Origin of the sequence: Alkalitalea saponilacus (assembly GCF_900168165.1) — a bacterium.
Classification (GTDB): domain Bacteria; phylum Bacteroidota; class Bacteroidia; order Bacteroidales; family Marinilabiliaceae; genus Natronoflexus; species Natronoflexus saponilacus.
In genome coordinates this window covers 1-11,875 of record NZ_FUYV01000035.1, presented here as the reverse complement: position 1 = coordinate 11,875, position 11,875 = coordinate 1, and the positions used below count along the sequence as shown (strand labels likewise).

12 protein-coding genes and 1 pseudogene are annotated in these 11,875 nt (G+C 35.8%); 12 read left to right on the top strand and 1 reads right to left on the bottom strand.

The window, feature by feature from the left end; translation table 11 throughout:
• Nucleotides 1-230 (bottom strand): annotated as a pseudogene (locus B5X70_RS18420) (IS1634 family transposase); the annotation flags it as partial.
• A 211-nt stretch (nt 231-441) separates the two neighbouring features.
• Here B5X70_RS18420 and B5X70_RS17060 point away from each other — a divergent pair.
• The 12 genes from B5X70_RS17060 (at nt 442) to cas2 (ending at nt 11,617) form a co-directional block, all read left to right on the top strand.
• Nucleotides 442-1,350 carry a helix-turn-helix transcriptional regulator gene (locus B5X70_RS17060; protein WP_079559121.1) on the top strand — a complete coding sequence of 303 codons (909 nt, stop codon included), beginning with the start codon at nt 442-444 and terminating at the stop codon, nt 1,348-1,350.
• Between the two features lie 61 nt (nt 1,351-1,411).
• Nucleotides 1,412-2,068, top strand: coding sequence for a CRISPR-associated endoribonuclease Cas6 (gene cas6 / locus B5X70_RS17055; RefSeq protein WP_079559120.1), 657 nt, complete (start codon nt 1,412-1,414; stop codon nt 2,066-2,068).
• A gap of 22 nt (nt 2,069-2,090) precedes the next feature.
• A complete protein-coding gene (locus B5X70_RS17050) occupies nt 2,091-2,519 on the top strand; it encodes a hypothetical protein (RefSeq protein ID WP_079559119.1) in 429 nt (142 codons plus the stop codon).
• Between the two features lie 5 nt (nt 2,520-2,524).
• Complete coding sequence (locus B5X70_RS17045; RefSeq protein WP_079559118.1) at nt 2,525-3,121, top strand: hypothetical protein; 597 nt, start codon at nt 2,525-2,527, stop codon at nt 3,119-3,121.
• A gap of 387 nt (nt 3,122-3,508) precedes the next feature.
• Nucleotides 3,509-3,964 carry a transposase gene (locus B5X70_RS17040; protein WP_079559117.1) on the top strand — a complete coding sequence of 152 codons (456 nt, stop codon included), beginning with the start codon at nt 3,509-3,511 and terminating at the stop codon, nt 3,962-3,964.
• A 195-nt stretch (nt 3,965-4,159) separates the two neighbouring features.
• Nucleotides 4,160-6,340, top strand: coding sequence for a CRISPR-associated helicase/endonuclease Cas3 (locus B5X70_RS17035; RefSeq protein WP_079559116.1), 2,181 nt, complete (start codon nt 4,160-4,162; stop codon nt 6,338-6,340).
• A complete protein-coding gene (locus B5X70_RS17030) occupies nt 6,337-7,710 on the top strand; it encodes a hypothetical protein (RefSeq protein ID WP_079559115.1) in 1,374 nt (457 codons plus the stop codon). Before B5X70_RS17035 ends, B5X70_RS17030 begins: the two co-directional genes overlap by 4 nt.
• A gap of 78 nt (nt 7,711-7,788) precedes the next feature.
• Nucleotides 7,789-8,850 carry a CRISPR-associated protein Cas7 gene (locus B5X70_RS17025; RefSeq protein ID WP_079559114.1) on the top strand — a complete coding sequence of 354 codons (1,062 nt, stop codon included), beginning with the start codon at nt 7,789-7,791 and terminating at the stop codon, nt 8,848-8,850.
• Nucleotides 8,851-9,048: 198 nt separating this feature from the next.
• A complete protein-coding gene (locus B5X70_RS17020) occupies nt 9,049-9,552 on the top strand; it encodes a DUF6155 family protein (protein ID WP_079559113.1) in 504 nt (167 codons plus the stop codon).
• 131 nt (nt 9,553-9,683) lie between these two features.
• Entirely contained in the window at nt 9,684-10,196 is a 513-nt protein-coding gene (gene cas4, locus B5X70_RS17015) for a CRISPR-associated protein Cas4 (RefSeq protein ID WP_079559112.1), read from the top strand.
• A 91-nt stretch (nt 10,197-10,287) separates the two neighbouring features.
• Nucleotides 10,288-11,292 carry a type I-B CRISPR-associated endonuclease Cas1b gene (gene cas1b / locus B5X70_RS17010; RefSeq protein WP_079559111.1) on the top strand — a complete coding sequence of 335 codons (1,005 nt, stop codon included), beginning with the start codon at nt 10,288-10,290 and terminating at the stop codon, nt 11,290-11,292.
• A 61-nt stretch (nt 11,293-11,353) separates the two neighbouring features.
• Complete coding sequence (gene cas2 / locus B5X70_RS17005) at nt 11,354-11,617, top strand: CRISPR-associated endonuclease Cas2 (protein WP_079559110.1); 264 nt, start codon at nt 11,354-11,356, stop codon at nt 11,615-11,617.
• The last annotated feature ends 258 nt before the right edge of the window (nt 11,618-11,875 follow it).

Below are 11,875 nucleotides of genomic sequence, written 5' to 3'. Positions count from 1 at the left end.
CGAATGTTGTCATTGCTTAACTCTCCAATGTTAGGTTCATGAATCTGATCGAACAAAGTTGCTCCATGTAATCGGGGAAGCTCATAAAGTCCCTTTTGGAATAAACGGTCAATCTCAACAGGATCTTTGGATGAACCTATGGTTTTGACAATCTTGTTTACCCGATTAATCTTTTTGATAATCTGGATACTAACACTCCCACTTCTATTTTTTTTCTTTCGAACAAACATGCTCTAAAGATACCATGGGACACCCACTTTTCAAAAAACAAACTCATAAAACACTGCTATACATGTGATTGCGATTTTGAGTAAAATCTAATCCGGAAAACAGGAAAAAATATCAACGCCAAAAAACCCACTATTTACGTAAACTGTCATTTTAATTTGAACTTTTTTTTAATATATTTAAGAAAAATATTGTTGATTTTCACCTGGAATAATGATGGAACAACCCAAACTCCACAAGCTTTTGGAGCTGATCATGCTTCTCTCAAATGGCCTCAAATACTCAAAAAATCAGATCATGAAACGATTTGATTTAACAGAACGAACTGTCGACAGATACATCCAAACCATACGAGAAGCGGGTTTTATAATTCCCAGACCCAAGAACGGAGACGGAATGTACCAGATTCATAAAGCTTCGCCATATTTTAAAGAGATAAGCGAACTCCTTCACTTTTCAAAAGAAGAGGCCCATATTCTTTACAACGCCATTCACTCCATCAGCAATGAGAATTTGCTTAAACAAAATCTTATCAACAAATTATACACCCTATACAACTCCAAAGAGATCGCCCAAACTATTGTAAAACAGCAACATTCAGCAGTTATTCAAAATCTGAACAAAGCCATAATAGAAAAGAGAAAAGTAATTTTATACAATTACCGCTCAGCAAACAGCGACAAACTTCAAGACCGGCGCGTTGAGCCATTCAGTTTTACCACCAATTTTATATCCACCTGGGCTTACGATATTAATTCCGGATGCTGTAAGACTTTCAAAAACACCCGAATTTCGTCGGTTTCAGTTTTGAATGAAAACTGGGAACATTCAAAACTCCATAAAGAGGGATTTATGGATGTTTTCCGGATTAGTTCAAACCAGCGGATTAATGTAAAACTAAAGCTCTCCCTGAGAGCTTGTGAACTACTAAAGGAAGAGTACCCATTGGCGGAAAAAGACATAACACCAATTGATGACACCAAATTTTTACTGGAAACAGAAGTATGCAGTTTCGAGGGAGTAGGCCGTTTTGTGATGGGATTGTGTCAGGATATTGAAATAGTGGAACCAACGGACTTGAAAATTTTTATCAAAAAAAAGATTGAGGATTTTTTAAAATGACAATAGTTGGCGAAATAGGTTTGTATAATTGTAAATAGAATATAAATAATTTAAGAATAATATGAGACTGCATTTTAAGATTAAATCAGAAAATCAAATCGTTCCATTCAACCATCAACATCTTCTTACTGGTGTTATTCATAAATGGTTAGGTTGGAATCAACATCATGGAGAACTATCTCTCTACTCATTTTCGCGCCTTGAAGGGGGCAAAAAAGCTCGAGGAGGATTAGTTTTTAAAAATGGAAGCCACTTTTTTTTCAGCACGCCAGACGAAGATCTAGCGAAAACTATTATTAAAGGGGTCCAAAAAGACCCGAAAATATTCAATGGTCTTATTATAAATGAAATCATAATGCAACCTGCCCCTGATTTTACCGATAGAGATCAGTTTTACCCGGCTAGCCCTATATTCATCAAAAGGTATGACGAAAAGAATACGGAGCATATCATTTACGATGATCCGCGCGCCAACCAATTTCTCATAGAGACACTGGAACGCAAAATGCAAAAAACCGGCCTCACAGATGATACTCTGGATATTCAATTTGATTTGTCTTATCACCGTGCAGGCACCAAACTGGTGACTTATAAAAATATTAAAAACCGAGCCAGCTGGTGTCCCGTCATTATAAAAGGCAAACCCGAAACCAAAGCTTTTGCTTGGGAAGTGGGACTGGGAAATAGCACGGGGGTTGGGTTTGGAGCTGTGAAGTAGAAACATAAAATAAGCTATTAATATGAAGCTAACAGTAAAAGAAATTGAAGATATGGTAGGTCATTATTCTTCAAAAGCCAGTGAATATTGTCACCAATTAGGGATGGCAGGAATTGTAATAATTTGGATTTTATATTCTGAAGAGGTCTCATACAAATTTTTTCTAGGTGCTGCATTACTGCTCCTTATTTCAACTATAACTATTAGCCTTATTCACAATACATATATCGCTATAAAAGCTGATAAGTATTTTCATCAAAAGGCAAATGAACTCAAATATCAGAATAAAATTAATGACATAGTATCCTTACGGCAACAATTGGTCGACGAGAATCATGATATTGAAAAAAAATCATGGCTATTCTTTAAAAGTAAAATGGCGACACTGATAATAGGTTATCTGCTAATTATTATAAATATAACCGTCAATTTAATCCTTAAGACAATTTGATAAATATGTTATTCATAGTAAAATATTCAGGTCCATTCGGTTTTATAAAACCATGGACTGCAGTGAGAGATAGCGAAACATTTAGCCAGCAATTCCTTACACCGTCGGTAGTTGCAGGAATTGAACGAAAACTGTTCCCGGAATTACTGAGAAATGATGATGGTGAAATAAAAAAAATTTTAGCACACAGATTATCATACAAACAGATATCCCAACAACAGGAGCAAATTCAACCAAGAGGTTGGAACCAAAAAGGGCGTGGAAAAAACAGAGAATATTCAAGACCGTATGCGATTCTTATGCGTGGTGTCTTAATTGAACCTCATTTATATGTCGCATTTGGATCAATAGAAGATGCCGAAATTGCCTCCAAACAACATATTTGTCTGGCTCGAAATGAAGATATTCTTTACCCGGATAAAGAAATTATTGAAGTAACAGTGGAAGAATTTAATAAAAATGAAGAGTTATTTGCAGGGTTTGAACTTGTATTTGAAAAAAATGAACAATCTTTTATGGTAGGATTCAACAGATTCAAGCAAAATGAACCAATGTACGGATATTTAAAAGTGGTAGGTACGCCTGTAAAAACAAATTATTAATTCCATTGATTGCCTTTTGGAACTAATGATGGTTAATGGTTAGAATGATTAATTTGCCCTTTCAGGGCGGTAATGGACATCACGTAACACCCGTTTTGCTGCCACGAATTGAAATTCGTTGAAAACCCAAGGCGATGCCATTGGGCTAGATTGAATTGGGCTTTCAGCCCGCATAAATATTGCAACGCAACCTGAAAAGCTAATTTATTTCAAATCATCGTCAACGTCGTGGGAATAAATACAACAGTAATAGAATTGGGCTTTCAGCCTGAAGAAACATACAGCCTGAAAGGCTAATTTATTTCAGCCCAAAGGCAACGCCTTGGGGATCATAATGCAACAATAACAAACAGCGGGCTGAAAGCCCAGATAAAGAAAAAAAGAAACATGGCACAATCATTATCGAAAATATATGTGCATATAATATTTCATATTAAATACACATCAGTTGAAATTCGTTCAGCAGATCGAAAAAAACTGTATGCATACATTGGTTCTGTAATAAACTCAAATGAGTCAATTCCAATAATCATTAATGGCACCGCCGACCACATTCATATACTGTGTGTGATGTCCAAAAATATTGCTCTGGCAAAATTGGTAGAGGAAATAAAAAGACATAGCAGCAGGTGGATTAAAACACTGGATGAATATTACGAATCATTTGCCTGGCAAGGCGGGTATGGAGGTTTTTCCGTTAGCCAATCAGTATATGACAAAACCAAACAATATATCGAAAATCAGGAAATGCATCACAAAAAAACCACTTTTCAGGATGAGTATCGGATATTTTTAAATGAATATGGAATTGAATACGATGAACGTTACATTTGGAATGATTGATTTGCCCTTTCAGGGCGAATGGCACATGAAATACATAGATCCCAGGGCGTTGCCCCGGGCTGAATAGAATTGGGCTTTCAGCCCGGCACAACAAACAGCCTGAAAGGCTAATTTATTTCAGCCCAAAGGCAACGCCTTGGGGATCATAATACAACATTAACAACCAGCGGGCTGAAAGCCCAGATAAAAGAATATATGAAAACAATTTGCCCACACATAAAAGCCAAGGGAAAACCCGAAGAAACGACACTCTACGACCATTTGTGTTTAGTAAGTTCTGTTGCTGAAAAAATTGCCGAATATTCTAATATGGATATAGAAACGGCTCGACTCGGTGCTATTCTGCACGATATTGGCAAAGCAAGTTCTGTTTTTCAAAAACGCCTCAATGACAATAAACCTCCCCGGACTCCTTTCCGTCATGAAATTGCTTCATGTTTTTTTCTTTCATTGTTTGATGAAACAATACAACCCGCACTAATAGAAATGGTTATTGCTCATCACAAATCGATACTCCACGATGCACGTAAAAAAGGCATTTTGGATTTAATGGAGGAATTGGATGAAAACAATTTCAACTATCACATAAAAGACTTGGAATTATGGAAAACTGATGCATTGACCATTCTTGAAGCTTTTGGTATAGAAATTCACGATATCTCGATAAAAGAAGCAGAAGATAACTTTAATAAAGTTGTTGAATATTGCCAAAACAAGGTAAGAGAGCGTGGCTATTCCGAATGGAGAGGTTTGCTGATGTCTGCCGACCATTTTGCATCAGCACTGTCCGATAAAACAGAAAACTATCTCGAACGCTTGTTCAAAAAACCAGACCTCAATTTCTATAACCGACAGCACGAACTATATCCATTATCATTCAAAAGCAGCGATTCACCAAAAAAACATACAATGGTTGTGGCATCTACAGGAGCAGGAAAAACTGATTACTTGTTTCGTAGATGTAAAGGAAGAGTTTTTTACACTTTACCGTTTCAGGCTTCGATAAATGCAATGTATAAAAGGGTGAAGAACGATTTGGAAAAAGACAATTCAAATATTGACATTCGGTTATTGCATGCAGCTTCGGGAATTGTGCTTGCAGGAAAAGAAAAAGAAGAGAAAATAATCCAGGGACATGTTGGTGCAGCAGTAAAAGTGCTTACCCCACATCAAATAGCTGCAATTGCTCTCGGAACAAATGGGTTTGAAGCAATGATTTTGGATATAAAAGGTTGTGATGTAATTCTTGATGAAATTCACACATATACAGAAATAACCCAAGCCATAGTCCTCAAAATAATAGAAGTGCTAAACCATTTAGATTGTAATATTCATATTGGTACGGCAACAATGCCGGCTATTTTGTACAATAAAATAATTGGGTTACTCGGGAAAGAAAATGTTTTAGAAGTATCGCTTGATAAAAATGAGTTAGAGAAATTTAACCGTCATCAGGTTTACAAAATTGACACATGGGCAAGTGCTGACAATGAAATACTGAAAGCAGTACAGGAAGACAAAAAAATACTGATTGTGTGCAACAGGGTAAAACATGCACAAGAACAATATTTACGATTAAAAGAGCAATTTTCAAATATTCCAATCCTCTTGCTTCACAGCCGATTTACCAAAGGAGATCGCAACGAAAAAGAACGATTACTTATGGGTTTGGATGAACAGGGTAAACCCACCGGTAATTTCAACACATCAACCAATGCATGTATTGTTGTTTCTACTCAAGTAGTGGAAGTAAGTATCGATATTAGTTTCGATATAATGATAACAGAAGCAGCACCTCTTGATGCGCTCGCACAACGATTTGGTCGTATCAACCGAAAACGAAACAATGATACCATCGGTAAATATAAACCAATATATGTGCTTTCTCCACCCGAAAATGAAAAAGAGGCTAAACCTTATAATTTAGAATTAATTAAGCGAAGTTATGCGGTGTTGCCTCATGGTGAAGTAATGCGCGAGAACCAACTGCAAGAAAAAATAGATGCTGTTTTTACAGAGATTGATTTCTTAAAAATAGAACAACATTCAGTGTTTAAAGAAACCGGAAAGTGGAATATTGACAAATTAACGCATAACTCAAAAGCCATCCTTATGGACTTGCTTGATATTGACAGCGTAAGTTGTATATGCGAAAGCAACGTGGATGATTACTTAACAGCCAATCCTGAACAAAAAGCCAAGATGGAAATAAGTACCCGATTTTATGTTGTTCGTGGACTGCGTCAATTAGATAAAGGCACATGTCCGTTTGTAATTCCCGACATAGCATATAGTTCTGAACTGGGCTTAAATGTAGAATTGGCAAGGCCGGAAAACTATAACACAAAATTTTCAGCTAAAACACAAATATTATGATAGCAGCAACAATTGGAAAAACTTTTCTAAAAACTTTTAACGAAAAAACAGGAAAGAATTATTCGGCAAAAGAGTTTTTTGAGATGGAATATTTTGAATGTTTTTATAATCATCCGAAATATATGCAGTGGGTAACTAACTCTCCTTTTGTACAGATGAAAGCAGGACAAAAGCCTGAACTACTAAAATCGAATGAACGCAAAGAGAAACTTAATGATCTGCATAACAAAATTGATGAAGGGGAATGTGACGCAAGTATAGCTATAGGATTTCCCGCTTCAGAGTTAAAGGAATTTGCTACAACTTCTGGTTTAGTTACAGATATTACGTCAACTACGGAAAAAGATGATATTTATTTTTCGTGGATTGGCGGTGGATTAGGCGTTGGAGTAGCTGGTGGTTATTCAATATATTTTGATGAACCTGAAATTCTATTCGATATATATAAAGGGTGGCACGAATATCGAAATCTACTAAATGACAGCTCACTACACTCCATGAGAGGCAATCAAATAAATACATGGAATGGACAATGGTTAAGTTTATATTACAACAAATATTTCAGAGAAGATTTTGACTTTACTCATCTACAAAATAGAAATGCAATTTCAGTATCTGAGAAACTTATTGAAGTAAATACGATTAATTGGAGTGACCTTTTTTTCGAAATCTCTAATAAGTATTCTAAGAAAACAGTAATTGGCTACGTTTATAGCCTTGGGCAAACAAATAAAACCTTAGGTTTTTTTCCTTTTTATTTTGAAAAGGCAGAAACATTGAAAAAGTATTATACAGTTCTTTTTGGCGAGCAAGCAGCCATAAGCGAAGCTAAAGATTATCAATCTTTATTTGGCATACACGTAAAACGAGCATGTGAACTTGGTTCTATTGGTTTGCAAGCACTTGAACCAAAAGACCTGCGAAAATATTTTGGAAATGATTCTAACCTAAAATTATTAAAACCAAAAACCGGTAATGATGAAGAAAAAAACATAAAATCACTGCAAAAAGATTACGAAAACATAATTACATACAGAACATATAAAACTTGGTTATTAGCTATGATTACAAAAAACAAAGAAGAATCGCTGGAATATACTGCAGAAGTAGCTAAAGCACTTCACGAGTATAGAGACAAAGCATCAAAAAATGATAGAAAAAACCTTATTGATAAGGAATTGCTATCAGCAAAATCAAAAAAGCAGTTTTTAGATGCCTTGGTTGCCATTGTTAAAGAAGTAGAACAAGATTCGCTTCAGGTATTTAAAACATTACGCGATAAAGTACACTTAATGTCGGCTGAGGACTTTGGCTACTTTGTGGTGCTATTGAAGTTTGATTATGCGTATGCGGAAAGAGAGCGCAACTAAATCATTCTGAACTTAAAGCTTTACACACAGTCTTGGCTTTCGAGATAAAATAAAAACAAACATTAAAACATATTAGTTATGAGCACAATTTATATCAGAACATTAAAAAGAGCAGAACATACAGTGTTTTGCGTTGCTGATGGTCAAAAAACCTATTACGATCCACAGTTTGGCAGACGAATTCCATATTCAAGTGGGCAACAAATAAAGCGATCCTTGGTTGATGCTCTTTCTAAAGCATTAAATGAAGTGCCATCTCCAACAACGTTCTTATTTGATGTAAATAATAAAGGAGAAATGAAAGAGGGTGAGGTATATGCAACTTGCGACCCATCATTTGCCGATCAGTTGCTGGGTGGATGGATGAAAGCAGCAAAAGGGGGAAAAGATAGAACAATTAAAAGACGAAGTCCTTTATCTATTTCTTCAATGAGAGGATTACATCCTTTACTTGCAGGAGTTGACTCAGAGAATATATCTTTTGATAGAAGTGATAGGCCAAATAATGAGGTTATTGTAAGAAATGAGAAAGGCGAAGCTTTGACTGAAAATGAAATTACAGAATTCCTTAAAGGAAAAGATCGCAGTTTGAGCAGAAAGTGGATTTCAGATAATCGTCGTGCAACAGGTCTTTTCGTTCAAGACATGGCAATTGATCTACGTCGTTTATTTTGTGTTTTACTCAACAGGTTAGAACCCGAAATTACCGAAGAAACTGAAACAAAATTGCGCGAAGCCGGCTGGCAAGAAACCGAAACTGTTTTTGGTACTTGTTTGGTTGCTCCAAAAGAACAAAGAGAAAAATTAGCCAAGGCGCTTGCGAACGCAATAATTAACTGGACAATTACATCAAACCAATCTCGTACGTTTAGCCTCATGGAAACGCTTGCTGTTTCTATTTCTGATAATGCCAATAAAATTGCCGGAAGCATTCGTGCAAAACTTAAAGAAGAGGAAGAAAATAAAGCTGAACCGATTATAGAAGAAAATATAAACGGCGTTGATAGTTTTGTTACTCTACAAGCAGGTGGTTACATACGAACAAAAAAGGAATCTGCTGACGCTCTCGAAAAAGCAGAGAACCGCTTAGTTGAATTGATGATGGCGTTCGACTACGAAAACCAAATGCTGGTAGTGTAATATTACTAATTTTCCCCGAGAACTTTTTGATCTCGGGGATTAATAATTAACCATGATCAGTTCTCTTTTATGTTTCACCGAAGACTGCAACCTTAATTATCTGCAATTAAACAAACAGATTGAAACCTGTTTATATTTTAACCTTATTCAAAAGCAAGGTGTTGAATAATTTAAAATTGCAAGACCAAACACAGAACCATGCCAACAAAAGAACTCACAAAATTTCTTAAAGCTCTGACAAAGCAAGAGTTAATAAACCATGTTATGGAACTGGATTTAAAATACAAAGCTGTTAAAGAACACCACCAATTCCAACTCTCGTCTGACATATCTTCTTTTCTTGAAAAGCAGAAACAAATTATAGAAAATGAATTCTTCCCGGCACAGGGACTTCCAAAATCTCGCTTATCAGTCGCACGTAAAGCCATAACTGATTCAAAAAAGCTTGGATTTCCTCCCCAAGCTATTGCTGATTTAATGCTGTTTTATGTGGAAACCGGAGTAAGATTCACCAATGAATACGGTGACATAGATGAGCCTTTTTACACCAGCATGGAGAACATGTATCGAGATGCAATGAATTACATTAACAAACAGAGATTACAGGAATTATACCAGAACAGAGCACATGCAATTGTACAAGACTCAGCAAATACCGGGTGGGGATTTCATGATACTTTGGCGGATTTTTTTTATTTTTAATCTTTTAAACATCAATTTATTAGTGGGGATTTCATGATACTTTGGCGGATTTCTATTATGAATATTATACATAAAGACAAGTAAAAAGAACTATTGTGAAGCATTGACTTTGAAAAAACGCGATTACTAATATGCAAATAACCGGAACTCATTTCAATTACTATTACGTATGTCATCGGAAACTATGGCTTTTTGCCAATGGTATAAATATGGAGCACACCAGTGATTTGGTGGCCGAAGGAAAACTGATTCATGAAAACAGCTATCCCTTCAGGTCAGAAAAATATACTGAAATCGAACTGGACGGAATTAAAATTGACTATTACGATACTCGTAATCAGGTGGTGCACGAAGTTAAAAAGAGTAAAAGTCAGGAAAAAGCACATGAATGGCAGGTAAAATACTATCTGTATGTCCTCAAACAAAATGGGGTTGAAAACCCGACCGGTATTCTGGAATACCCAAAATTGCGTAAGACCTTGCCTATTGAACTCTCAGCTGATGACGATAAGATTATTAAAAGCATGATTACAGAAATAAAAGAACTTACTGAGTCTAACGACTGCCCACCGGTCATTAACAGCAGCAAATGTAAAAAATGCTCCTATTTTGATTTTTGCTATAGTGGAGAAATTGAAAGTTGATGAACTATGCCTCCATTTAAATCACTTGTTAAGTAGCGTATTGCCTCATTATCCCAACAGCTCATCAGCTAAAAAATCAAACCTAATAACCATGAAACGCACCTACTATTTATTCAATCCCGGCCAGCTAAGTCGAAAAGACAATACCTTGAAATTTACTCCGGTAGCTGAAACCGGCATCACCGATAAGCCAAGATATTTACCTGTTGAGGGAATTGAAGAACTCTATGCTTTTGGTTCACTGGACGCCAACAGTGCTTTATACAACTTTTTAGGGAAAAATAATATTCCGGTACATTTTTTCGATTATTATGAGAATTATACCGGCTCTTTCATGCCACGTGATCATCTTCTTTCGGGACGAATGCTTCTTGCACAGACCTCTCATTACATGAGCAATACCAAACGACAAGTAATCGCTAAAAATTTCATTGAAGGGGCATCATATAACATCCTCAAAAATATGAAGTACTATCATAACCGTGGTAAGGATATGACAGAAATAATTGAGAAAATTGAACAACTTAGGAAATCGATTCACCAAACCACAGCCATTGATCAGCTAATGGGCATTGAGGGAAACATCAGAATGACATATTATGATGCATTTAACCTCATCATCAACGATTTTTCAATGGGTAACCGAACCAAACAACCCCCTCAAAACGAAGTCAACGCCTTAATTTCGTTTGGGAACATGATCTGTTACAGTCAATGTTTGCGAGCTATACATCAAACCCAACTAAATCCGGTAATCAGCTTCCTGCATACTCCGGGAGAGCGCAGGTATTCTCTGGCACTTGATTTGGCAGAAATATTCAAACCATTACTGGTTGATAGAGTCATTTTTAAAGTTCTCAATAAAAAAGAGATCCAGGAAAAACACTTTGATAAAAACCTCAACAGCTGCATGTTGAATTCATCTGGAAAAAAAATATTCGTTCAGGCATTTGAAGATCGACTGAGCGAAACCATAAAACATAGAAAACTAAACCGAAATGTAAGCTACAAACACCTATTAAAATTGGAATGCTACAAATTGAGCAAACACTTACTGGAGATTGAAGACTACAAGCCATTCAAGATGTGGTGGTGATTATAGCTTCAGAGCCAATAAATTAGCAAATTCTCAAGTTCAACAAATCAGCAGCTGTAATATGTATATTATCCTTATGTACGATGTTAACCAAAAACGAACCGGTAAAATGCTTAAATTATGTCGGAAGTATTTAAATTGGATTCAGAATTCGGTATTTGAAGGAGAGATAACAAAAGTAAAACTAACCGAACTTAAAATAAAAGCAGAAGAAATTATGAATGCAGAAACCGATAGTTTGATTATCTTTAAAACACGACAAGAGAAATGGCTTGAGAAAGAAATCATCGGGAAGGAAAGATCTGAAATTGACAATTTTATTTAAAAATAGTTGTCGATAACGCTATTTATAAGTCTTAGAAAGATTCCATTCTTATGAATTTCTCAAAAAAAGCTCTTTGACATACTGCAATCCAACAACATATAAAAGTTGTCGATCTTGGGATACTTTTCAACCATCAGGGGTCGACAACTTCCCTATTAATTATTCAGAATAATCTATTCCCTATAACCCAATAAAATCAATCTTTTTTTTGATTTTTCCAACGGCTCCCAATCGCACCATACTGGAATTGAAATTTGT

What these genes read in the sequence shown, in the direction of transcription:
- B5X70_RS17060 (WP_079559121.1), top strand. Translation starts at nt 442, where the DNA reads ATGATGGAACAACCCAAACTCCACAAGCTTTTGGAGCTGATCATGCTT.
- cas6 (WP_079559120.1), top strand. Translation starts at nt 1,412, where the DNA reads ATGAGACTGCATTTTAAGATTAAATCAGAAAATCAAATCGTTCCATTC.
- B5X70_RS17050 (WP_079559119.1), top strand. Translation starts at nt 2,091, where the DNA reads ATGAAGCTAACAGTAAAAGAAATTGAAGATATGGTAGGTCATTATTCT.
- B5X70_RS17045 (WP_079559118.1), top strand. Translation starts at nt 2,525, where the DNA reads ATGTTATTCATAGTAAAATATTCAGGTCCATTCGGTTTTATAAAACCA.
- B5X70_RS17040 (WP_079559117.1), top strand. Translation starts at nt 3,509, where the DNA reads ATGGCACAATCATTATCGAAAATATATGTGCATATAATATTTCATATT.
- B5X70_RS17035 (WP_079559116.1), top strand. Translation starts at nt 4,160, where the DNA reads ATGAAAACAATTTGCCCACACATAAAAGCCAAGGGAAAACCCGAAGAA.
- B5X70_RS17030 (WP_079559115.1), top strand. Translation starts at nt 6,337, where the DNA reads ATGATAGCAGCAACAATTGGAAAAACTTTTCTAAAAACTTTTAACGAA.
- B5X70_RS17025 (WP_079559114.1), top strand. Translation starts at nt 7,789, where the DNA reads ATGAGCACAATTTATATCAGAACATTAAAAAGAGCAGAACATACAGTG.
- B5X70_RS17020 (WP_079559113.1), top strand. Translation starts at nt 9,049, where the DNA reads ATGCCAACAAAAGAACTCACAAAATTTCTTAAAGCTCTGACAAAGCAA.
- cas4 (WP_079559112.1), top strand. Translation starts at nt 9,684, where the DNA reads ATGCAAATAACCGGAACTCATTTCAATTACTATTACGTATGTCATCGG.
- cas1b (WP_079559111.1), top strand. Translation starts at nt 10,288, where the DNA reads ATGAAACGCACCTACTATTTATTCAATCCCGGCCAGCTAAGTCGAAAA.
- cas2 (WP_079559110.1), top strand. Translation starts at nt 11,354, where the DNA reads ATGTATATTATCCTTATGTACGATGTTAACCAAAAACGAACCGGTAAA.